General features: G+C 60.6%; 13 protein-coding genes and 5 pseudogenes. 13 read left to right on the top strand and 5 right to left on the bottom strand.

The genetic code is table 11. The features are described 5' to 3' along the window. The first annotated feature begins 71 nt into the window (after positions 1-71). The 4 genes and pseudogenes from EN808_RS30560 to EN808_RS30545 all read left to right on the top strand — a co-directional run. The gene (locus EN808_RS30560) at positions 72-953 is read left to right on the top strand and encodes a ThiF family adenylyltransferase (protein WP_189524196.1); all 882 of its coding nucleotides are present in this window, start codon (positions 72-74) and stop codon (positions 951-953) included. Between the two features lie 162 nt (positions 954-1115). After that, positions 1116-2582, top strand: a pseudogene (gene istA, locus EN808_RS30555) (IS21 family transposase); the annotation flags it as partial. Positions 2583-2612: 30 nt separating this feature from the next. Continuing rightward, a pseudogene (gene istB / locus EN808_RS30550) lies at positions 2613-3388 on the top strand (IS21-like element helper ATPase IstB). Positions 3389-3495: 107 nt separating this feature from the next. Beyond that, positions 3496-4064, top strand: a pseudogene (locus tag EN808_RS30545) (Tn3 family transposase); the annotation flags it as partial. Between the two features lie 497 nt (positions 4065-4561). On the opposite strand, the gene EN808_RS30540 reads toward EN808_RS30545, so the two are convergent. The 5 genes and pseudogenes from EN808_RS30540 to EN808_RS37700 form a co-directional block, all read right to left on the bottom strand. Then, positions 4562-5227, bottom strand: coding sequence for a hypothetical protein (locus EN808_RS30540; RefSeq protein ID WP_127253854.1), 666 nt, complete (start codon positions 5225-5227; stop codon positions 4562-4564). Further along, complete coding sequence (locus tag EN808_RS30535) at positions 5211-8297, bottom strand: N-6 DNA methylase (protein WP_135917765.1); 3087 nt, start codon at positions 8295-8297, stop codon at positions 5211-5213. Before EN808_RS30535 ends, EN808_RS30540 begins: the two co-directional genes overlap by 17 nt. Beyond that, on the bottom strand, positions 8294-8821 hold the full coding sequence (locus EN808_RS30530) for a hypothetical protein (protein ID WP_135917763.1): 528 nt from the start codon (positions 8819-8821) through the stop codon (positions 8294-8296). Before EN808_RS30530 ends, EN808_RS30535 begins: the two co-directional genes overlap by 4 nt. A gap of 496 nt (positions 8822-9317) precedes the next feature. After that, complete coding sequence (locus EN808_RS30525) at positions 9318-9584, bottom strand: autoinducer binding domain-containing protein (protein ID WP_281041849.1); 267 nt, start codon at positions 9582-9584, stop codon at positions 9318-9320. 292 nt (positions 9585-9876) lie between these two features. Continuing rightward, positions 9877-11043: pseudogene (locus EN808_RS37700) on the bottom strand (ABC transporter ATP-binding protein); the annotation flags it as partial. A gap of 1115 nt (positions 11044-12158) precedes the next feature. Here EN808_RS37700 and glyA point away from each other — a divergent pair. The 9 genes and pseudogenes from glyA to EN808_RS30470 all read left to right on the top strand — a co-directional run. Continuing rightward, positions 12159-13496 (top strand): serine hydroxymethyltransferase, encoded by a 1338-nt coding sequence (glyA, locus tag EN808_RS30510; RefSeq protein WP_135917759.1) that lies wholly within the window; start codon positions 12159-12161, stop codon positions 13494-13496. A 56-nt stretch (positions 13497-13552) separates the two neighbouring features. After that, a complete protein-coding gene (metK, locus tag EN808_RS30505; RefSeq protein WP_135917757.1) occupies positions 13553-14728 on the top strand; it encodes a methionine adenosyltransferase in 1176 nt (391 codons plus the stop codon). Positions 14729-14829: 101 nt separating this feature from the next. Further along, positions 14830-15821 (top strand): annotated as a pseudogene (locus EN808_RS30500) (adenosine kinase). A 981-nt stretch (positions 15822-16802) separates the two neighbouring features. Continuing rightward, a complete protein-coding gene (locus EN808_RS30495) occupies positions 16803-17477 on the top strand; it encodes a hypothetical protein (RefSeq protein WP_135917755.1) in 675 nt (224 codons plus the stop codon). A gap of 147 nt (positions 17478-17624) precedes the next feature. Then, positions 17625-18170, top strand: a complete 546-nt coding sequence (locus EN808_RS30490) for a ProQ/FinO family protein (protein WP_245525152.1) — start codon at positions 17625-17627, stop codon at positions 18168-18170. A gap of 326 nt (positions 18171-18496) precedes the next feature. Beyond that, on the top strand, positions 18497-18742 hold the full coding sequence (locus tag EN808_RS36525; RefSeq protein WP_189524195.1) for a hypothetical protein: 246 nt from the start codon (positions 18497-18499) through the stop codon (positions 18740-18742). Between the two features lie 51 nt (positions 18743-18793). Next, the gene (locus EN808_RS30480; RefSeq protein WP_135917753.1) at positions 18794-20713 is read left to right on the top strand and encodes a potassium transporter Kup; all 1920 of its coding nucleotides are present in this window, start codon (positions 18794-18796) and stop codon (positions 20711-20713) included. A gap of 575 nt (positions 20714-21288) precedes the next feature. Beyond that, on the top strand, positions 21289-21675 hold the full coding sequence (locus EN808_RS30475; RefSeq protein WP_127300955.1) for an ectoine synthase: 387 nt from the start codon (positions 21289-21291) through the stop codon (positions 21673-21675). A 515-nt stretch (positions 21676-22190) separates the two neighbouring features. Further along, a partial coding sequence (locus EN808_RS30470; protein ID WP_135917751.1) for an amino acid adenylation domain-containing protein occupies positions 22191-24356 on the top strand: 2166 nt, incomplete at its 3' end.

The raw sequence follows: 24356 nt of genomic DNA, 5'->3' as shown, positions 1-24356 counted from the left end.
TGGCACAACCCTGTTTTTCAACTGTAGACCACGCGGGCGAGCAACCCCTGTCAGATTATTTTGGACGGCGTGTGCCTGCAGCGTCCCATCTGGCGCTGGTAATTGGGCCCGACGGCTGCCGCGCGCGGCGCCTCGGCATCGCCCACGAGATCCCAGTCTGGGAGATTGGCGCGTGCGCACGGGCTCTGGCCTACCCCGGACTGCCCGAAATCAGCACCCTGGCCCACGACCGGCAGGTCCGCGCCTTCGGCCCGCGCGGCCAAGCCATCATCAGTCACATTGCCGTGGCCATTATCGGCCTTGGCGGTACCGGTTCGGCGGTCGCGCAGCAGCTCGCGCATCTCGGCGTTCGCCGATTCATCCTGATCGACCCCGACGTGGTCGAGATGACCAAACTCAACCGGCTTGTCGGTGCAACGCCGGCAGATATCGGCCGACCCAAGGCAGAGGTCGCAGCGCGTCATATCCGCAGCATCAATTCTAAGGCGGAGATCACGGCTCTCCGGGCCGACATTGTCGACGAGGCATCCTTGCCTGCGCTCTATGGCGCGGATTTCCTGTTCCTGTGCACCGACTCGCACGCGAGCCGAGCGGTCGTCGGACAGCTCGCCTATCAGTTTCTCCTGCCCTGCATCGACATGGGCGTCAGCATCACCGTGCGCGAGAACGCGATCACACACGGGACCGGCCGCACCCAGATGCTCGCGCCGGGGCTCCCTGTCTCGTGTGCACACAGGCGCTCGACGGCGAACAAATCCGGCGCGAGATGCTCACGCCGGAGCAGCGCGCCGCCGATCCGTATGTGCAGGGCATCCACGAGCCCGCCGTTCGGCAAACGCTTTGCGCCTCGGCTGCGCAATCTCAAAGATCGGAAATTCCACACATTCGAGAAAGGCGATGCATATCCGGCACTGTCGAACCACATCGGGGCGCCGATCTGCGTGTTTCAGTAATTCCCGGACACCCTTTTCGCTAAATCCCGGACAGTGATTTCAGTAATTCGCGGACAGCGATTCCGCTAAATCCCGGACAGTTTTCGGGAGCGGATTTAACGGTCGGTTCTCGGCTGCGCCGTTCTGGCAGTTTGGCCTCTCACGATGACGTTGAGAGGGGCCATGCCGACACGGAAGCAAGCGAGACGAACGAGCGTGAGGGACATCCAAGCGATCTTGCGCCTGACCCATGAGCAGGGTCTTTCGGTGCGTGAAGTGTCGGAACGGCTGAAGATCAGCAAGACGACAGTATCGACCTATTTGCTACGGGCGCGGGAGGCCGGGCTGTCATGCTGGCCTCTGCCGCCGGGCCACGACGACGCGACACTTGAGCGGCTGCTGTTTGGCCGTGCCGGTCGTCCGCCGCAAGACCTGAGCGAACCGGACTTTGCGCTGATCGCCAGGGAGCTGAAGCGCAAGGGGGTGACGCTGACGCTGTTGTGGCAGGAGTATCGCGCCGCCCATCCCGACGGCTACGGCTACACCTGGTTCTGCGAGCACTTCGCCGCTTTCGGGCGCCGGACGAGCGCGACATTCCGCAATCGGCATGCGGCGGGCGCGGTGATGCAGACGGACTATGCCGGGCAGACGGTGCCGGTGATCGATCCGGCGACCGGCGTCTTTACCCGGCGCAGATTTTTGTCGCGGTGCTGGGCGCATCCAATCTGACCTTCGCCTTTGCCAGCTCCAGTCAAAAGCTACCGGACTGGATCGAGGGCCAGGTACGAGCGCTCGCCTTCTTCGGCGGCGTCACCAGAGCGATCGTGTGCGACAACCTGAAGGCCGGTGTCGTCAAGGCGCTGTGGTTCGAGCCGACGCTGAACGCGACCTTTGCCGCCATGGCCGAGCATTACGACACCACCATCCTGCCGACCCGCAGCCGCAAGCCGCGCGACAAGGCCAAGGTCGAAGGCGCGGTGCTGATTGTCGAGCGCTGGATTCTGGCGCGGCTGAGGAATCGATTCTTCTTCTCGATCGCCGAGCTCAACGCGGCGATCGCCGAACTGCTCGAGGAGTTGAACAACCGGCCGATGCGCCATAAGCCGCCGCGAACTGTTCGAAGAGATCGAGCGGGCTGCCTTGAAGCCGCTGCCGGCGGCACCGTTCGAATACGCCGAGTGGAAGTCGGCGAAGGTCCGTCCTGACTACCATGTCGAGGCCGACAAGACCTTCTACTCGGTGCCGCACCGGCTGATCGGGCGCACCGTCGAGGTGCGGCTCACGCATCGAGTGGTCGAGATCTTCCACGATCACCAGCGTGTCGCCAGCCATGTGCGTCGCTCACAGCGTTCCGGCCATGTCACCGTCAACGAACACATGCCCAAGGCGCACCAGCGCTACGCCAACACCACGCCGGCCAGCCTGATCAGCCGGGCGGCCGGGATCGGCCCCAACGCCGCCATTTTGGTCGAGCGCATGATGCGCGACCGGCCGCATCCGGAACAGGGATATCGCTCGGCCATGGGCATCCTGTCGCTGGCGCCGCGCTATGGGCCGGAGCGTCTCGATGCCGCCTGCGAGCGGGCGCTGCTGATCAACGCGATCGCCTACTCCTCCGTCATCGCCATCCTCAAAGCCGGCCTCGACCGGGCCAGCTCCGCAGAAGGAAAGGAAGAAAGAATGCTGACGAACCCCACCCTCGATCAGATGCAGGCCCTCGGTCTGGCCGGCATGGCTGCCGCCTGGCGCGAACTGGCCGAACGCAACAACGCCAACGAGCTCAGCCGTGACGAGTGGCTCGGCCTGATGCTCGACCGCGAGGTCGCCATGCGGGCCGACAAGCGCGTCCGGACCGGCTCGCCTCAGCCAGGCTGCGCTTTCCCGAAGCCTGCATCGAGGACATCGACTTTGCCGCGCCGCGCGGACTCGACCGGCGCAGCACCATGGCGCTCGCCCAGGGCGAATGGCTGAAAGCGCATGAGAACCTGATCGTCACCGGCCAGACCGGAACCGGCAAGTCGTGGCTGGCCTGCGCCTTCGGCCGGCAAGCGGCACGGCTCGATCATTCCGTGCTCTATGTGCGCGTGCCGCGCCTGTTCGAGGATTTGGCGCTCGCTCGTCTCGATGGCCGCTTCCCACGCCTCATCGACAAACTCACCCGCGCGCAACTGCTCATCCTCGATGACTTCGGAACCCACAGCCTCACCGACCAACAGCGCGTCCATCTGTTCGAAATCGTTGAGGAACGCTATCGCCGCAAATCCACCCTGATCACCACCCAGGTCCCGGTGGCCAGATGGCATGACCTGATCGCAGACCCCACCGTCGCCGGCGCCATTCTCGACCGGATCGTGCACAACGCCCACCGCATCGTGCTCCAGGGCGACAGCATGCGAAAGCAAAAGCCAGCGCCCCTCTTGACCGGCACCGAAAACGGCGAAATCAATCATCCATGAACGCAACAAGGCACCCGAGGACCGTCGCCGCCAAACTGTCCCGACATTAGCGAAATCGCTGTCCGGGAATTAGCGGAACCCCTGTCCGGCTTTTGCGAAATGCGCAGCCGATCAATGCCACCCTGATCCTGGACCGTTGGGACGATCTGCTTCATCTGGCGGCGTCGATCACAACGCGATCCGTAGTGCCGTCCACGATCTTGAAGAAGCCGTCAGCATCACCGAAGGAAAGCCAGCTCGCAAAGGCGTTGCGCGAACTTGGTCGCATCGAGCGGTCGCTGTTCATGATCGAGTGGTACTCAATTCCAGCGCTACGCCGGCGTTGCCAGGCCGGCCTCAACAAGGGCGAGGCCGCGCATAAACTGAAGCGCGCCGTCTTCTTCCACGAGCGCGGCGAAATCCGCGACCGATCGTTCGAAAGCCAAGCCTTCCGCGCATCCGGCCTCAACCTCGTCGTCAGCGCCATCGTCCATTGGAACACGGTCTATATCGAACGGGCCGTTACCACTCACGCAACATGCGTCGCGAGATTCCGGATCACCTGCTCAAGCACATCTCGCCGCTGAGCTGGGTGCACATCAATCTGACCGGCATTTACACTTGGGATAGCGAGCATCATCTGTTGGAAGGTTTCCGGTCGCTTCGCCTTCCAGGTGGGCTGCGGCGGGCTGCCTAGAGTTCCCGCTTCGTTCGCCCTTAGCGTACGATTTCGCACTGCTCTTGTTCCGACCCCTTCACCCTGCCTGCCGATGCAGGCATTCCATTCAACATCGTGCACCATCTTGAAGAAGGGGTCGTTTGCGTAAGGATCCTCGCCTTCATCTGGTGAGAGTTCGTCCATCTTTATCTCCGGTACGGCTCCAACATTCTACGACGTAAAAGCAGGTTCCGGGACTGTCTGCGTCGGTCTCCAGCCGACCAGGCTTTCGCGAACCGAGCCTGTCAAACGGTCTCGGCTCTTCGGGATTTATATTCTCACGCAAGTCGGACCTCGCGGCCCCAAGCCGTCAAGGCTGAACGAGTCCACTATGCTCCCGCGCGGAAAACGTTATCGCACTTGCTTAGGACATTCGCTGCTTGGTTTACCTTCCTAGAATGCCGTTCCACTCTCACCTGATGATCAGGCGCGATGCCCCATTATGGCCGCTCGCCTCAATCTTAACCATGGTTTGTTCAGTCGTTCGCGGGTGCCGCTGGGGCCATATCGACGATGATGTGCCGCAGGCGGATAGACGATCCATCCGGGCGTTGAAGTGCTCCCTCATGAATGGCGAGCGCATCATCGTGCAACGCGGCCGAAGCCAGCGCCGCGGCTGTTCCATAATCCGATTGCAGACGATTGTTGATCGCCTGAACAATGGCGTCTGCCGGGAGCGCCAGCGCATAGCCCAACATGAAGCCCCAGGCGTGGCCGGTCGCATACTGGCCATTTATAAAGCGCTCGGCCCCTTGAGTGACATAGCGGGAGTTGAGCTGGCTGAATGCGCTTCCGGCACCGACACGCTTGCATTCGACGCCGACATAGTCGTCCTCGTTCCCAAACTGTCGGAGGAACTTCAAGGTGATGTCGATGCGTCCCAGCAGTTCAGCGCCATCGGTCGCCATATCGTCGATCTCGACCTCGCCTGCGACCTCCAGATTGGTCAGCCCGAGATTGCGCTTCATCCTCCTCATGGCCTTCCGCACGATGACGGTCATTGGCACTTCGGGCAGGCCAGGCGTCATGTGCTGACGGGCTTCGCGGGCACCCTGACAGATAAGATCGACTAACGTTTCGATCTCATCTATCTCCAAGTTGAAGGAGGGGACGCCGGCTGGTTGATCAGGCGTAAGCTGCATGCGACGCCTTGAGCCAATGATCGGCAAGGATGACGTCCGCATCGTTGAGGCCCGCCGTTTTAGTCCAGTAGCGGACTTCCGAAGGTTTCACGATGAACAGGCTGTCGCCGAGGTAGAGCCGCAAATTGCGCCGCTCATTCAGATAAGGAGGCAGGTCCGACTTCATCCATCCCTTCAGTTGTTCCGCGAGTGCAGTCAACTCGGCATCCTCACCCAGCGCGATAGCCGGCTCTCGCGGCGATGCTCCGGCGCCCATGCGGAAGCGAACGGCCGTGAGGCCGCCACCGCCATCGGCCCAGCTCGCGCTCACCAGCGGGCGCGAATAAACCGCTGCTTCGAGGTGCCGAGTGCCTCGGCTCCGCAAATAGCCATCGACAACGCTGGTGACGGTTGTAGCATACGCTTGGAGCGGTTCACGCTGGGGGGGCTTCACGAATGCCCGGCGGCGCTTACGACCCTCGAAGATCAGCACCCGCGCGCGTTCGACGCTTTCACGCGCCAGGACCAGTTCGTGCCTGTCGAACTCATAAAGCTCCGCCACGGCAGCATCGAGGGCTTGAAGATGCTCGGAGGTGGCCTCCCGAGCTACAGCAGCCTCGGCCTCGGCGATGAGCCGACGGGTCGCCGCGTCGACCTTGCGGAGATCAGGAACACGTAACGATAGAAGATCCTTCGGCTCCACAGTCGACCGCTCGAGCCCCCAAGCCCCGCCGCCATAGGCAAGCTGAAACGTCGTCACGCAGGAATTGAGTATCCCAGAGAGGACCGGCGCCAGCTCGGGAGCATGGTCCGCGAACGAGATCCCATAGAAGCTCTCGGTGTAGAGCAGCGTATCCGCGGCTGTGGCGGCACTGTAGCGTCCCTCCTCGAGGCTCGATTTAAAGCTCGCCTTCGGACACAGGAGCAGGGGACCGCGATAGATTGATTCATTCCGAATGCGGTGCAACCTCGGCTCCGCGAATAGCGGAAGCGCATCGGAATCGATGCGAAGCGGCTGGTAGTTGTCGGGGCTCAGGGCTGCCGTCTCATAGAAATAGGGCGGCGGAACATTGGGATCGCCTTCGACCTGATAGCCCTGTCCCCGGCCTTCGAGGGCAAGAATACCCAAGGAATTGAGCGTCTTCTCCAGCGTTGGAAATTCCCGCTCCAGCCGCTCGATAAGCCAACTGTCGCGGACGGTGCCAAAGGTCGCCGCTTTAAGCATCGCTGGCGTGCGGAGAATCCGGCGGAGCGGGACGGCGCGCAGTTCACCCGGCCCAACATGGAAAAGGCCGTTGCGAACGAAGTCAGGTCTCCAGGGGATCGAGCCGACAAGCAGTTGGTCCGCTTCCGGCATCAGCGAGCAGCGCGCAAAAAACAGCATCGCCGGGCCGGTCGCGTCGGGGAACAGATGCTCCTTGCGCAGCGCCGAAAGATTGACCAGTGCCGCTGGCTTCAGGCGGGAAAGAAGCGCCGCCCTCGCTTCGACTGCATGTTCATCCTTGGAGAAGAATGGCGATGCTTTCATTACCATGCCGATGCGGCCTTTCTCGCCAGCGAGCGCAGCCGCCACATCGAGAAACGCCCAGTCGGGGCTACGCCGCGGCCGCAGCGAGTGCGCATTGCCCTTCTTCCTCGGCTTCGCCTTGATGGATTTGTCGAAGGTCCACGGCGGGTTGCCGACGACAGCCTCGAACGGACGCCCGACGAGCGTGGTCGGCAAATTCTCGCCGATCGTATCGGCTTCAAACAGCGTCGTTCCGATCAGCCGGTCGAATCTCAGCTCGGCGATCTCGGTGATCGGCTCCTCATCAAATTCGAGCGCTGCCAGGTAAAGGCTGAACGCGGCGATCCCGAGTGCGGAAGGGTTGACGTCGATGCCGAAGAGCTGATGGTAGAGAATTTCACGCACGACTGCGCGGGATGCCTGCTCGTCGCCGCAGCGCTTCCAGATCAGCCGGCGAAACGCCTCGACGAGAAAGGCGCCCGAGCCGCATGTCGGATCAATCACCCGCGCGGTCGCTGGGAGATCTTCGAAAACTGGATCAAGGGTCAGATGAACAAGCTCGACGGGCGTGTAGTGCAAGCCCTGCACCCGCGCCTTCTTCTCGGCACTCGATCGTGCGAACTGCTGGTATATCGAGCTGACGAGATCCACGGGGATTGCATCGAAGCGGAACCGAAACAGGCGTCCCTGGCCATGGTTTTCGGGGACGAGGCTGCGGCCCTCAATGAAATCCCGCATCAATGCCAGATGAGCCGGACCCAATCGCATATGCTCGGCACCGGGGTCGTCCATCGGGAAGAGATCGCCGTTGAACGTGTCGCGCAGCCAAGCGAATAGGTCGAAGGCGCTTGTGGGCGTCGCCATCATCCCCACGAGGTCGTCGGGTAACGAGCTTGGAAGAAACGGCTGCGCAATGCCGCGGTCAAGCAGATACCAGGTGAAAATGCAGCGGCCGATGAGCCGCTGCGCAAAATCACGAGCGGCGGCGATTTCATCCGCGCCGTCCAACTGTGCCGCGCTCTGAGCTGGCGGCAGTTCGGTCAATCGCCCTTCGAGCGCATTGATCTCGGTGAGCAATTCGCGGTCGACGCGATATTGGCGATCAATCTTGTTGCCGATCAGGCTCGACCAGAAGGCTCCGGTCTCAGTCGCCAATCGCCCGCACATTGCATCGAGTGCGCGAAGCCGATCGTCGGCGGCCAGGTCAAAGCGGTCGAGCGGCGGCGCAGCAACGCCGGGGTCCGCACCGCGCCAAGGCGACGCGTAGCAATTGTAAAGGCGAACTTCGGTCGGGGTGATGATCCAAAGCAGCGGCGCCACCCCGATGTTCCAAGCCGCTTCGTGCCATTGACCGACCTGCTCCTCGCTGGGCGCAGAATCGCCGGCGTCCTTGAAAATCGATGTCGGCATATTCTGTGCCGAGAAAACCGCGTCTGCCTTCAACCCGACGCGCGTGTCTTTGAGGACGACCCTCAGGCGTGTCGCTTCCGGCGCGTCGTTGGTCACAAGGCCCGGGGCGAGCTGTCCCTCGGGGCCGAGATATCCCGTCGCCTGCAGCGCTTTGATGAAAGCGTCGGAACTCATGCCCGGCGTCGCGACGGCTGCTGTAGGACCTCAGCAGCCATTTCATCGCCTTTTGAGGCTGGTTCCGCCGACACCAGCCGGGCAGTGAAAAGTTCGAGCTGCCCCGTCGGCGGCGGGCCAGGCATGGTGAATTCTGCCGCCAGCACGGCAAGGTGGGGATCGAGTTGGACGACGATAGCATCAGCGCTCTCGTCGGCGGCGTCCGCATCGATTAATTCCCAAGTTTCGCAATCATATATTGCAACGCTCGTGCCCCGCAGTTTAATGAACGACGTAGTGCCCAGCGCCTTGCGCAGCGCTGCGAACAATCCACGGTGTGCGTGAAGCTCGACATGGAAGCGGTCCTTGAGCAGCAGCGCAATGCGCAGCAGCAAAATCGCCTGCCAGCCATATTGAGCCTGCGAGCCGCGCCCGCGGTTCTGGATGTCGGCAGGGATCAATGCCCGCCGGCTCGACCATTCGCGGAGTTGCTCGGTCGACAACCCGGTCAGGTTCGTCGCTCTGCGCGTTGTGACAAGCCGCACCGACTCACCTTTCTAGTCCGGAGACGATACCATTAAAACGGGTATCATACCCGACTCGCTGAGAGAAGTGCCCTCTTTGGCGGATGACATGCTCGGCGATGCAGACCGGCTGCCATTATAAGGCAGACGCTAAATCGGTGCCGGCAGTCACTGTTTCTCGCGGCCACGAAGCTGAACTAGCCTTATCGCTGCTGGCAGCCCTACCACCTTCGGGCGCGAGTAAGCAGACTGTGGAGGTTTAGGGTAGCGACTTTGTGAGCTGTCGCCGATAAAGCGGACTGGCCTGCTGACGGCCCTGGAACTGCCTTTCCCGTCGTACCGTGTCAGTGAGATACCGATGGCCTGATCGGAGTTGAAAGCGGAAGGGCCCATTTTAGCAAACTACCCGGTAAGCGGATGTGTAATGGTCCCGGGAGAATTGTGGCAGACCCAGAAAGCTCCACGTTTTCATGATCTGGCAAGGCGTCCTTGGTAGGACAAATTGACGAAGATCGGTTCACGTTGAGGATAGGGGCGGGCTAATGGTCGACTTCAAGAAAAAGCTCAGCGGCAAAGCCGTTGAGAAGCCAACGTCCTTCCAATGAACGGCACCGAGTCGCTGTCGGATTTTCTTGATGATGGGATCTATCTTGTAATACCCATCGAAATATCGTTTCTGCCATTCGTTAGGGTAATTTAGCATAGTCGTTGGATCGCGGCAGAGCTGCTCTTGAGGTTGAGCAACACCATTAGGCGAGATATCGACAGAATTCAACCCCGGCACCTTCTTTAGCGGTGTTCGGTAAAGGCATTGTTGAGGCACAAGAAAACCGTTCGGGCACTCTATTTCGGCGCTCCAACTACATTGGTTGTGGCTCCCTGCAGCGATCAAACGACCGACTCTCGGTGGAAAGGTCGTAATGTTTTGTCAACGCCAACAAAGTGGTCGCTGGAAGATGTTTTGTGCGCAATCGGTCGGCATTCTTTCCGCCGCCCAACGAGGGGGAGTTCAAAAGTCGGGCCAAATCCGCAGATTGGTTGTCAGCTCTTGCGTGATCCTCGTATCGTGAGGGGCGTCATCCCTTTGCCAGCCTAAGTGAATCAAGCCGAGCCCTCCCCATTTTTGGTACCGAGGAAAGGAGGAGGTCGGTATAGGCATCGAAAGGCGGTTGCAGCACAGCAGTTTTCGACCCGTAGCGGACGATGTCGCCTCGATACAAAAGGCGATTGAGTCGGCGATCGACTTCACCGTCGCCATGTCATGGGTGATGAACAGATAGGCGGCGCTCTCCTCCTTGTGCGTTTCGAGCAGCAGCTTCAGGATGCCGTGCGCCACCAAGGGGTCAAGCGCCGAGGTCACCTCGTCACAAATGATCAGCTTTGGTTTTGCCGCGAGCGAGCGGGCAATGCAGACGCGCTGCTTCTGGCCGCCGGAAAGCTCGGCCTGGTAACGGTCGACAAAGCCCTTGCCCATCTCGATCTCGTCGAGCAGTTCGGCGACGCGCTTGTCGCGCTCCCTGCCGCGCATGCCGAAATAGAATTCGAGCGGCCGGCCGATGATGGTGCCGACGTCTGGCGCGGGTTCATCGCCACGTCGGCCATCTGGTAGACCATCTGCAACTGGCGCAGATCTTCCTTCGGTCGGTCCGCAAGCCAAGGTTGGCCAGCGGCCGCCCGTCGAAAGTCACCGTGCCTTGCTCAGGCGGCAAAAGTCCGGTGATGGCGCGCGCCAGCGTCGACTTGCCGGAGCCGGATTCGCCGACCACGCCAGCGTCTGACCGGCATAGATGTCGACCGAGACGTTCTTCAGCACCTTGACCTGGCCGCCGCCATAGGCGGCGGTGACGTTCTTGACCGACAGGAACGGCGTGACACCGGGCTTCTGCTCGGAGTGTTCGATCTCATGCACCGAGACCAGCGCATTGGTGTATTCCTGGCGCGGCTCCTTGATGATCTGCCTTGTGCCGCCCCATTCGACCAGCCGGCCATGGCGCAGCACCATGATCTCGTTTGGGCGACGACGGCAAGGTCGTGGGTGATGTAGAGCGCCGCCACATGGGTGTCGCGGATGGCATCCTTGATCGCCGCCAGCACGTCGATCTGCGTCGTCACGTCGACCGCCGTCGTCGGCTCGTCGAAGACGATCAGGTCCGGCTCGGAGCACAGCGCCATCGCCCTCATCACGCGCGCAGCTGGCCGCCCGAGACCTGGTGCGGAAAGCGTTAGCCGATGGTTTCGGGGTTTGACGATCACACCGTTCTGGACGAGCTCCGTTGGCGTCACCGGGACGGCCGCCAATACGGCGCGACCTGAAATCCGGCGATTCTGACCTGGCGGCTGTCCGCTTCAAGGCCGTTATCGCGCCGCGGAGCGGCCGGACCCCGCCGATCTCGGCAATGCTGGCCCGCGTGTCCCTCGCAGGGCCAGTGAAGAACTGGCCCCGCTTGTCCGCAAGCCAACCTCGCTCGCATCTCGGCGTTGGAAGCAGGCTTCCCGCGCGCTGCCGGATCGTCCGGTGGATGGAGCGTGAAGCAGGCGTGCCATAGCATGCCCAGATCAGGCTGAATGGCATGCCTGCAAGCCATATCATCTCGAACAATCTTGAGAAAATTTCGGTCATTGCAACAAAACCTGCAAACCAATTTTACGAAAACTTTGCGAACGCAAACCCCTGACGATGATAGATTTACGTAAGGTCTGAGGTCAGGCACGGCTGAAAGAGCTTATACCGATGTACGCCCCGGACCGCCGCACGGAACCCAACATCGGTAATAACACCAAGGGCAAGAGGAGCGCTCATTCGGCTCTGAGGTGGCGCTACCCAAGAGGTGATCGTCGCCTCACGGCCCATTCAAGGCAAGTGTGTAGAACACCGCTATCGCAGCTTATAATAAGTACACCCTTTGCGGAGAGCCCGAAATGACAAAGCCAGCAGGACGAGGGTTCGGTTCTTCTATTTGGCGTCGTGCCGTCCAATGATGACACTGGTCAGTCGCCTAAGGACGGTAGCGCATATTGATCGCCTTCGAATCCTGGGCCTTTGCGCGCATGCGGACCTAACTGTCTCTGAGCTAGCAGAGATTCTGGGTCTGCGTCGCGAGCACGTCGTGCGACACGTCCGGCTGCTGGCCAGAGCCGACTTTCTTTGCGGCAACGGACAACGTCCTTGGTCCTCATATCATCTCAATGCAGGGGGCAAGGATGGGGGGTTGGTTCAATTCTTGGTCGATCTCCTCCCTCACGAGGATGGGCATCATAAGCGGGACCTGGAGCGGCTCGAGGCGGTACAAGACGGGCGGTCCAAGGGGACCGCCTGCTTGCTCGGGAATAGATCCATCCAATTGGAGCGCGAATTGCCATGAGCAACTGCACCGAGGGTGCCATCGCGCAGCCCGACACTTTCGGACGGTCTTCCTTGGTCCACGTCGATTACCGCGTTCATGAACTGCTTCTAAGACAGGAGCGCCAGGAGCGGACGACGCTCAAACTCATCGCGTCCGAGAACTTTGCCTCCGCGGCGGTGTTGGAAGCGACCGGGTCGATTTTCACCAACAAGTATGCCGAGGGATACCCCGGCGCGCGCTACTACGCCGGAAATGAGATCGTCGATGAGCTTGAAAACGTCGCTATCGAGCGCTTGAAGGCGCTATTCGGCTGTGAACACGCGAACGTCCAGCCATATTCCGGCTCGCCCGCCAATCATGCTGTCTATCGCGCGCTTTTGAGCCCCCGTGACAAAGTCATGGGTTTGCCTTTACCCGAAGGCGGCCATCTGACGCACGGTTGGTCCGTCAACTTTTCCGGCACCGATTATCAGCGAGTTCCATACAGGCTGCACGAAAAGACGCAGCAAATTGACTATGACCAATTGCGCGAGACCGCCAGGCGGGAACGCCCGAAGCTGATTTGGGTCGGCGGAACTTCTTATCCGCGTATTTTTGATTACGCGGCAATGGCCGAAATCGCTGCGGAGGCGAACGCCTATCTCGTGGCCGACATTGCGCACATCAGCGGCCTTATTGTCGCCGGAGCGCATCCGAATCCCGTGGCCCATTGCGACGTCGTCACCAGCACGTCTCATAAGTCGATCCGCGGGCCCCGTGGAGGCTTCATTCTGTCGAAGAATGAAGATCGCTATCAGGCGCTTTATCATCCGAACAGCCAATACAATCTGGCCAAACGCATAGACCGCGCCGTGTTCCCTCTCCTGCAAGGCGGACCGCATATGAATACTATCGCCGCGCTTGCCGTCGCTTTGCAGGAAGCAGCGAACCCGTCCTTTCGTATCTACGGTCAACAGATCGTCAACAACGCCAAGGCTCTGGCCCAGGCGCTTGTGGAGCGAGGTTATGAACTCGTCACCGGGGGCACTGACAATCACATGCTGATCCTTGATCTTCGGAACCGGCCGCTGTCAGGCAAAGCCTATGCCGAGCGCCTCGCAAAGGCAGGCATCATTACGAACTTCAACATGGTGCCGGGCGACACGCGGGACCCGTCGGTCACAAGCGGAATCCGCTTGGGGACCCCAGCAGTGACCTCCATGGGCATGCGCGAGGGGGAAATGGTGCAGATCGCCGATTTCATCGACTCGGTCTGCCGCCGGCCCAATGACCAGGAGGTTCATGCGAGCGTACGCAGAGACGTTGCCAACTTCTGCACTGCGTTCGAGGTCCCCGGCATCACCGACCGATAAGCCACGCCAGTCCACAAACTCCTCACCTAACCCCAACACTTGAAGCGAGGGCATCCATGACCAGGCAGTTCGTGTTCTCTTCCGAATCCGTCGGCGCGGGACACCCCGATAAGATGGCAGACAACATCTCAGATGCCATCCTCGATGCGGTCCTGCATACCGATCCGAAGGCGCGCGTCGCCTGTGAAACGTTGGTGAAGACAGGGATTGTCGTTCTGGCTGGCGAGATCACCACCCATGCGCAGATCGATTACAGCCAAGTCGCCCGCGATACGATCCTTGATATTGGCTACGACGACGATGCCATCGGCTTTGATGGTCGACGTTGCGCCGTCGTTCTGGCTCTCACCGAGCAGTCGCCCGACATCAGCCAGGGCGTTGACGAAGGACGAGGGCAGGATCTCGAGCAGGGGGCGGGGGATCAGGGCCTCATGTTTGGATTCGCATGCAACGAGACGGATACATTGATGCCCTTGCCGATCCAGCTCGCCCACCGTTTGACGAAAAGACAGGCGGAGGTCCGGAAAACAGGACAGCTTGGCTGGCTGCGTCCGGACGTAAAATCTCAAGTGTCCGTACGCTACGAGGGTCTCCGCCCGGTGGCGCTGGACACCATAGTCCTGTCGACGCAGCATGACGAAGCGGTCTCACAAGGCACGGTCCGCGAAGGCGTCATTGAGGAGATCATTAAGCCGCTCTTGCCGCCCGACCTGGATACGACGGGGATCAGATTTCTGGTCAATCCAACAGGGCGATTCGTGGTAGGTGGGCCTGCCGGCGACTGCGGCCTCACTGGACGCAAGATCATCGTCGATTCCTACGGTGGAACGGGGCGTCACGGCGGCGGCGCCTTTTCGGGCAAGGACCCATCCAAGGTTGACCGCTCAGCCGCCTATGCGGCGCGGTACGTCGCAAAGAATATCGTTGCCAGCGGCCTTGCAGAGGTTTGCGAGGTTCAGCTTGCTTACGCGATCGGCGTGGCCAGTCCGGTTTCCGTCATGGTCAACACATTCGGAACCGCAAGGATTGAGGAAAAAAAGATCGAGCGCCTTATTCTTGAGCTTTTCGATCTCCGACCGAAAGGCATCATCAAGATGCTTGATCTCTTACGCCCGATATACCGCAAAACCGCCACATACGGGCACTTCGGCCGTGAAGAGCCTGAGTTCACCTGGGAAAAGACGGACAGAGCCGACGACTTGCTGCGTGAAGCAGGACCGGCAGCTGCGTGAGGGCCGTTGGCTCAAGCGAATGCGGCAATGCATTTCAACTCGCTAGACCCGCGCGCGGCCGGCATGCCAGATAGCCGGGTGGGTTCTTGGCGGAGATTTTGATGCCGGAATATGACGTGCTTTGCATCGGCAATGCCATTGTCGACATCATCGCGCAATGCGACGAGGCTTTCCTCGCGACCAACGGCATCATCAAGGGCGCGATGAACCTCATCGACGCCAAGCGCGCCGAACTGCTTTACAGCCGCATGGGCCGGCGATCGAGGCTTCCGGCGGCAGCGCCGGCAACACCGCCGCCGGCGTCGCCAGTCTCGGCGGACGGGCCGCTTTCTTCGGCAAGGTGTCGAACGACGCGCTGGGCGAAATCTACACGCACGACATCCAGGCCCAGGGCGTGGCCTTCGACACCAGGCCGCTCGAGGGAGAGCCGCCGACGGCGCGCTCAATGATCTTCGTCACGCCGGACGGCGAGCGTTCGATGAACACCTACCTCGGCGCCTGCGTCGAGCTGGGGCCGGAAGACGTCGAGGCCGACAAGGCGGCCGGCGCCAAGGTGACCTATTTCGAGGGTTATCTGTGGGATCCGCCGCGCGCCAAGGAAGCGATCCGGCAGACCGCGAGGCTGGCGCACGCGGCGGGGCGCGAAGTGTCGATGACGCTGTCGGATTCCTTCTGCGTCGACCGCTACCGCGACGAGTTCCTCGAGCTGATGCGCTCGGGCACCGTCGACATCGTCTTTGCCAACAGCCACGAGATCAAATCGCTCTACCAGACCGCTTCCTTCGAGGAAGCGCTCGCCGCCATCCGCAAGGATTGCAGAATAGCCGCTGTCACCCGTTCCGAGAAAGGTTCGGTCATCGTGCGTGGCGACGAGACCGTCACCATCGAGGCGACGAAGATCAAGGAACTGGTCGACACGACCGGAGCCGGCGATCTCTATGCCGCCGGCTTCCTTTTCGGCTACACCACCGGACGCAGCCTCAAGGATTGCGGCGACCTCGGCTCACTGGCCGCCGGGCTGGTGATCCAGCAGATCGGCCCGCGCCCGCGCCAGAATCTGCGCCGGGAGGCCGAGCAGGCGGGGTTACTGTAACAAGCATATCCGGGATCAATGAAACGATTGTGAGTTGACTCAGGCTTGGTCACCACCCTGGGATAGTCCGCCTGAAGCCCATTTCGCATGATATTCATCCGGCAGTTCACCGACGGTACCGGATATTCGAAACATAGCTGATACGACATCGGCGGGAATGCAGGCGAACCTTTCGCCTGAGGAAATAAGCGCGGGCGAGGCCTGTCGCCGCCGGATCTACAGGGGTGAGACGGCCGGCTTGAGGCCAGTCGTTGTCCAGGTCAGCCGCGCCCGCGTAGGTGTGCTTCGATGCTAGGACGATTGCAGCGCCCGCCGTGGGATGTCAATAATCGGCGATTAGTTAGTGCGATGCGGATAGATTGGCCTTGTCAACAACGCCAGCGAGTTCCGTCACTGCCAAATCACCTTACCATCTCGGGGCATCCTGCCCTGCAGGCGCCCCCACGAGGGTTGCGCAACGTACTTCAATGGACTCCTGTCAGGCAACCTTCACGCCCAAGAATAAGGCGTTTTGCCGTGCCGCTTGCCTCGCCGGTCAGGAGAATCTGAATGTCATACGCGTAAGTCCGACAGGGTCGTCCATAGGCTAAGCCCACCCGACATGATTCTTTTTTGAAAGTTTCAGAAACAGCCCAGAATCGATATTCCGGATCGTCAGGGTTGCCAAACGCTTCGAAGGCGCAATAAGCGACCGACGTCGCAAGGTCCTTGCCATGCGTTCCTCGCGGACTGCAGACGCCATCCGACGGATCAATGCCGCCGAACCGGCTCGCAACGTGACTTGCGGAAACGCCAGCCCCCCGCGCCTCATGACGCTAGGGTCGAAGCCGACATTCGCGAGGTCGGCGGTCGACAACGATCATGGTGATCGCCCGCATCTTTCGCAGCGAGCCATGAGGTGAGCCTGATGAGGCTTCCAAGCGCCGATTTGGCCGGCTAGGGTTTGTGGGGGGGCGTGAACAAACCGGATGAACGAACGCAATGATGCTGGAAAAACTGCGTGCCTGTTGGGGATTTAGCCCGACCGTCGATAGGAACGTCGCCCTGGTCGAAGGCTTTCTGAAAGGCAAGCGCTTCGCCGACCTGGCGCAGGAACATGGCTTGTCGATAACGAGGGTGCGCCAAATCATCGAGAGGGCCGATCGGCACGTGGGCGGCGGCATCGTGACCGAGGCTGAACCGTCCAAGGCCTCGCCTCGATCCGATTTCATGGTCGACTATCCGTATGTGTGGAAGCTGGCCGAGCGGCACCGGCTCGGTAGCGTCACGCCCCATCATTTCTTCACGGAGCTGGAGCGCGCGGGATCGCTGGAGCGGCTGGTTGACAAGATGAAGCGAATGCCGTGGCGCACACCAACAACAACACGTGAGCTGGCGCGCCTCGTGTGGCAAAAGGAGGGGGGCGACAGCCCATGGCCTGCAATGAAGCGATCAAGCATTGCGGTCGCGCAACCAAGCTGCCCGGTCGACCACCCGGACCGTTCCCTTCAGTGCCAGCTCACCTTGGAACCGGCCCTCCAGCAATTGGTTGAGCGCGCAGCGGAATCCGGCTGGACCGAGGACGAGATAGCCCAGGCGCTCCTTGAGCTCGCCCGCGCGCGCTTCAAAGAGCAGCTACCGAGCGGGCAAGCTGCCCACCCTGAACAGCAACCGTGACGTAGTAAAGTTGCCGAAGAGCATGCCTCCTACCGCCGGCCGGCAACGGAACGGCTAAAGGGAGGGCAACGGTACTCATCTAGAAACCAGGGTGCGCTGCTTTGCCCCGGCCGGACGAATCCCATTTTTTTCAGGCATCCATAATCATTGCATATATGGGCGCTACCAAGGGATCCGAATTGGGAACGAAAACAAATCGGGCGAGGCTTGATCATGACGACCCCCAGCCGAGGGAAATCGCCCGCGCAGCTTTTCCGCCATCTGTCGGCAAAGTGGCCTGCGGCATTCAATACGAAAGCGCCCAGGCCGCTTAAGATCGGCATCCATCATGACATTCGCGTGCTGGACGGCAGACTGTCAGAGGATGAATTGAGGAGAGCCCTGCGCGCCTATGCCACGATGCCCAGATACTTGGCGAGGCTGGATGCCGGCGCTGTGCGGGTCGATCTTGATGGCGAGCCGGCCGGCGTCGTCTCGGATGCGGATGCGGCGACCGCCAAGGTTTTGCTGTGCGTCCGCAAGAACAAGCAAGGTTCCAAGAAAACGCCTGAGCCAATGGCAGCGCCTGATGCCCCGCCCAAATCGAAACCGAAGCGAACGGCCGTGCTCAAGGCGAAGAAGACGGCCGACCGCCCGACCGGAATAGTCGTTGAGACGAAGCGTCGCCGGTCTTTCCGAAAGCCGATGGCTTGAGCGCCGCTGAGCGATGGGTCTTGCAGCGACCGGGACAGCCCCTGAGCATCGAAGCACGTGCCGTGCCCCGTGGCGATCCGAATTGCCGAATCACAAAGGAGCTGCGCATTTGCCACCCGCTGCGTAGCCGATCGCCGTGAACTCAAGGATGACCTCAGCAAAAACCAGGTTGGCGTCTAATCGCTTTCGAGCCGCGTTTCGGTACCACGGGCCCGAGCGCGCAGCGCGCCCGCAAAACGGCACCGTGAAACCGCTGCCTTCTACCAATAACCACCTGCGTTCGGATCGGCATTCCCAGGGGAATTTGACCCGAGAATGGAAATGGCTTGCGCAGCAACGGTGCGATCACACTGGAGCAACGGCATCAGGAAACCGCCATCCTTGTGCGCCCCGACACCCTGGTCGCCATCGGTCGCATCGCGGGGGGCACTGTGGCCGAGAACCATTCATTGATCTGGGCGCTGAGGGTTTTGCCGGTGCGCTATTGCTCGTCGGTAGGGCTTCGGGCTGGCGAGTCTGCCAAGGCGAGCAACGACAGGCGATGCCGGCAGACATTACGTTGCGGCACTTGATATTGCAGTGCAGCAAGCGTAGAGCACCGCGCGCTTATCGGAGTGTCGTCCATGGCCCTTACCAATGCTGGTAACGAGGCAGAACCTGTCGAACAATCGAGCCATTCTGAGGTCGAGCAGCACAGCACCAAGGTGCTGATGCTGGGCGCACTCGGTGTCGTTTACGGCGATATCGGCACCAGCCCGATCTATGCATTCCGCGAGGCGTTGCATGCATCAGCCGGTGGCAACGTCGCCAACCGTGGCGACATCCTCGGCGTGCTGTCGCTGATCATCTGGTCGCTGACGATCACCGTGACGATCAAATACATCATGTTCGTGCTCCGCGCCGACAATCGAGGCGAGGGCGGAGTGCTGTCGCTTATGGCGCTGGCGCGCAACCGTTTCCCGACCCGCTCGGCGGTGATCCTCGGCATCGGCATCGTCGGCGCGGCGCTTTTTTTCGGCGACGCAGTCATTACGCCGGCAATCTCGGTACTGTCGGCGGTCGAAGGTATGAATGTCGTCACGCCGACATTCCAGCCCTATGTGGTGCCGCTGACACTGGCCATCCTGGCGATCGTGTTTGCGGTACAGCGGTTTGGCACCGGCGGCGTAGGATTGGTGTTCGGGCCCGTTACCGCGCTGTGGTTCCTGGCCATCGGCCTTTCCGGCTTCAACCACATCATGGACGACCCGGAAATCCTGCTGGCAATCAGCCCGCATTACATCGTGTCGTTCCTGGTCAACTCGCCCGATGTCGCCTTCGTCACGGTTGGTGCGGTTTTTCTCGCCGTCACCGGCGCTGAGGCGCTCTATGCCGACCTCGGCCATTTCGGCCGCAAGCCGATCGTGCTTGCCTGGCTGGCAATCGTGTTTCCTTGCCTGTTGCTCAACTATGTCGGGCAAGGCGCCTTCGTGCTGGCGAATGGCGGTGTCGTCGGTCATCCCTTCTTCGAGATGAACGAAGGCTGGATGCTTATCCCGATGGTCGTGCTGGCGACGGCGGCGACCGTGATCGCCAGCCAGGCGGTGATCTCCGGCGCCTTCTCGCTGACCAGACAGGCGGTGCAGCTCAACATGCTGCCGCGTTTCGTGATCCTGCATACGTCGGAAAAACAGTCGGGCCAAATCTACCTGCCGCGCGTCAACCTGCTGCTGGCGCTGGTGGTGATGCTGCTGGTGGTCGGCTTCGGTGAATCGAGCAGACTGGCCTCGGCCTACGGTATTTCGGTGACCGGCAACATGCTGGTGACGAATATACTGCTTTTTGTTGTGATGACGCGCATCTGGAAGTGGCCGCTCGGCGTCGCGGTCGCCTTGATGGCGGTGTTCGCCTTCGTCGATACCGGCTTCTTTGCCGCCAACATAGTCAAGGTGTTTGAAGGGGGCTGGTCCTCGCTTGCCATTGCCGCAGTTATTGTGCTCACCATGTGGACCTGGATCCGCGGCACCCGCTATTTGTTCGAAAAGACGCGCCGGAACGAGATCCCGCTGGATTTCCTTGCCGGCAACCTGCTGAAGAAGAAGCCGCATCTGGTGTCGGGCACCGCGGTGTTCCTGACCAGCGATCCACTGAGCGCGCCGACCGCGCTGATGCACAGCCTCAAGCACTACAAGGTGCTGCACGAGCAGAATGTCATCCTTTCGGTGGTGACGGCACCGCAGCCGGTCGTGCCCGACAGCGAGCGCGTCAAGATGGAGACGGTCAACGAGCTGTTCATGCGGGTGACGCTGATCTTCGGCTACATGGAGCAGCCTAACATTCCGCGCGCGCTGGCGATCTGCCGCAAGCAGGGCTGGAAGTTCGACATCATGACGACATCCTTCTTCCTGTCGCGGCGCTCGCTCAAGGCATCGCCCAATTCCGGAATGCCGGTCTGGCAGGACAAGCTGTTCATCGGCCTGGCGCGCTCGGCGGCCGATGCGACGGAGTATTTCCAGATCCCAACCGGACGTGTCGTCGAGATCGGGACGCAGGTGGCCGTTTAGGCATGCCGCGGTTGAGCAGAATCAATTGGCATTTTCCGAGCCGGTGAATGCCTGACCGAGCGGAGGCCAACAATGCTTGCGCCCAACTTGGGTCCGGTTTTCCCGGCCCGAAGCTTCCGGCCCCAAAGCCGTCCCTTTACGCCTGCGATCATTCCCGTTCCCCATTGTCTTGCCGACCCACCAGTCGAGATGCGCTGAAACGACCTCGCAGGGCAGCAACTTATTCATTTGAACGTAATCGATGTGCCGCAAAGTCCTTTGTAAGATTGGCTTCACTGCCCTGCTAATCCTTCCACTCTCTAATTATCTGAAAAAACAGCCCCAACTTCTCTCCCCTTTCTCTACCAGGGTGGCACGAGATTTGCTTCAATAGCTAACAGGCTGCGGAGTTGTATTCGTGTCGCGAGGCACAGCGAAGGAAGGAAACAACTTGCCAGATTTGCGACCGAAAACACTTTATGTGGGCCGGTAGGGCATTCTGAACATGCAACGCAGGCGGCAGTACCGCGCAGAAGTGGCAACATCACGGTAGTACGCGCCTCCGACTCGGCCGCGGAATACGAAAGGATAGTGTTATGATTGTGCGTAGCCTGCAGGATGTTGAAGCGACCGATCACTTCGTCGATTGGGGCAATGGTACTAGCCACCGCCTTCTGACCGACAAGGACGGCATGGGCTTTAGCATCTGCCACACCGTAGTGCGCGCTAACACGGTCTCGCTTCTGCAATACCGTAATCATCTCGAAGCCTGCTACTGCATCGCCGGAGAGGGCGAGGTCGAGGACATGGACGGGAATGTCTTCCCCATTCGCAAGGGGGACATCTATGTACTTGATAAGCATGACAAGCATCTTCTGCGCGGGGGCCGAGACAAGGACCTGATCCTCGTAAGTATCTTCAACCCGCCCCTCAACGGAACCGAGCGCCACAGTCTCAACGACCCGGCAGGCTCGGCATATTGAACAAAATAAACCAACGACAGATATCAAACCGCCGCTCAATGCGAGGAACATCCACCTTAGCGACCCAACACCATCCGCACTGCATTCCGCCGACCTCAGCGGAAAAATTGTTTGTTATCTCGTTCACATGGGCTCCCCTCTCGTTGGTCTTCATTGATAAACGGGGGCTTTCCACGAAGAGTCCCTACCTACGCGGCCGCAGCCCGCGTGGACAGTGAGATGTTCCAAGCTCCGCTTGCTTCGGCGAACACATCGGGGAGATTTTGGAAGGCTTGTGCCGATTGAAAGCGCGCTCAAAGGTACGATGTCCGGCGATGTCGGATAAGCCACATAGCAGTGTTTGCTATCATGTTCATTGCGAACGATTTCGCCTTTGGCACGATGCATGCGTGATCCTCTAACAAGGGGCACGGACTGAGGAGAAGTCGTCCGCTGACCACGCTCACCGGAAACTCAGACGAGGGAACGGTGGCAACTGCGATACTGTCGGCGACGGTATTGGTGAAGGAGGGAGCTTGGCGGGACACTGCAATCTTGATGAAGGTGGTCGCCTTCCGATATTAAGCGATGATGAGGTGCGGAGCATAACTGCCGCCCATGAGAAGCTGGCCCCTTCAGAGTATTTTTGGCGACAGCGGCTAGAGCAGTTTAAAACATCGCAGCTTCCCTTCGTGTCGTCGTCCGTGGCTAAGACGGCGCCCAAATGGCAGTCGAGTTCGGGCGTCATTCCAAGTGCTTTGGCCAAGCTGTCGCCATTCGATCGCACGGAATACTTGGTAACGGCTTGGCTGATCTATCTCGCCCGCATCACGGGAGAAGCAGAGCTTCAACTGGGATGCACGCCTGCATGGGATAGATCGCAAGCCAGTTCGAAAGCGGTGGAGATGCTTATCGCCTCTGTCGTGCCGATCGAAGTTACCATTGATCTTGCACATAATTTTGAGGAAGTGCGCGGGGCGGTGGTGGCCGAATTCGCTCGGCTGACGGAGCACGGCAGCTTCGCGCGGGATCTTATCGCGCGCTGCCCGACATTGCGAGGTGTGGAGGCACTACGATCACACCAGCCCTGGTCGATTGGCATTACGGTTACAGATAGCTGTTCTGCCGCTAGCGATCTAGCTTCGAACGCGAGTTCTGAGACAACCCTGTCCGGTGATTTGCTGACATTCGAGCCTTGCACTCTGGATGGGAGCTTTCGATGGCATTTTGATGCAAGTCGATTGGCACCGACGCAGATCGACCGTATGACGCAGCATTTGCAAACATTGTTGTGTGGCGTGATGGCCGATGCGGGGCAGCCGGTCGGCCGCATTGACATCCTGCCGGCCGCCGAGCGCACCTATCTGCTGGAGGGTCTGAACCGGGCGGACGCGGACTATCCGTCGGATCTTTGCATCCACGAGCTGTTCGAGGCGCAGGTGCGCCAGGCGCCGGAGGCGGTGGCGGTGGTCTGCGACGACGAGCGCCTGAGCTATGGCGAGCTCAATGCGCGGGCCAACCGGCTGGCCCATCATCTGATCGCCCTTGGGGTCAAGCCGGATCAGCCGGTGGCGATCTGCCTGGAGCGCAGCCTGGCGATGGTGGAGGGGGTCTTGGCGATCCTGAAGGCGGGCGGCGCCTATCTACCGCTGGACCCGGCCTATCCCAGCGCGCGGCTGCGGCAGGTTGTGGACGATGCAGCGCCGCGGCTGCTAGTTTGCGATGGGGCCGGACGGGCAGCACTCGGCCCCGAGGTGCTGACCAATGTGACGGTGGTCGATCTGGATACGGCCACCCCGGCCTGGGCCGAGCGCGCGCCTTCGGACCCGGACCCGCGCACGCTTGGCCTCACATCACGCCATCTCGCCTATGTAATCTACACTTCAGGCTCTACCGGAACGCCAAAGGGCGTCGAAATGTCCCACGGGTCGCTTGTGAACTCGCTCGCGGGGGTTGGCACGTCAAAACTTTGCACACTTCAATTCGCGACCCTGAACTTCGATGTGTCCTCCCAGGAATTGTTCATTTGCTGGAAGGAGGGTGGACTGCTCGTGCTCTTGCGGGAAGAAACCCGCAAGAGCTTCTCCGACCTGCTCGAGTTCGTGAGGGGGGAGGCGATCGAGCGGCTTTTCCTTCCATTCGTAGCATTGAACCATTTTGCGGAGGTCTGGGGCGGGCAGCAAGTGCAACTGCCCTCTCTAAGTGAGATCTATACAGCGGGTGAGCAACTGCAGGCTACTCCAGGGCTTAAGGCGTTCTTCGAAGCACATCCAAAGGCGAGATTGATCAATCAATACGGGTCGACAGAAATCAACGTCATTGCCGAGCACCGGCTTGCGGCTGACCCATCATGTTGGCCCCAATTGCCTCCCCTCGGCCGTCCGATTGCGAACACGCGGGTGTACCTGCTTGACGGCCATGGCGCGCCCGTGCCGTTCGGGGCGGTGGGCGAGCTTTACATTGGCGGCGCAGGCGTTGCGCGTGGCTACCTGAACCGGCCCGAGCTGACGGCCGAGCGGTTCATCGCCAGTCCCTTTGTGGAGGGCGATCGGCTGTATAAGACCGGCGACCTGGGGCGTTATCTGCCGGACGGCAATCTGGAGTTTTTGGGCCGCAACGACGAGCAGGTGAAGATCCGCGGCTTCCGCATCGAGCCGGGCGAGATCGCGGCGCGGCTTTGCGAGCATGCCTGGGTGCGTGAG

The organism is Mesorhizobium sp. M8A.F.Ca.ET.165.01.1.1, assembly GCF_004792065.1.
Classification (GTDB): Bacteria; Pseudomonadota; Alphaproteobacteria; order Rhizobiales; family Rhizobiaceae; genus Mesorhizobium.
The sequence above is the reverse complement of the archived record's forward strand: the minus strand, read 5'-3'. Positions and strand labels throughout refer to the sequence as shown.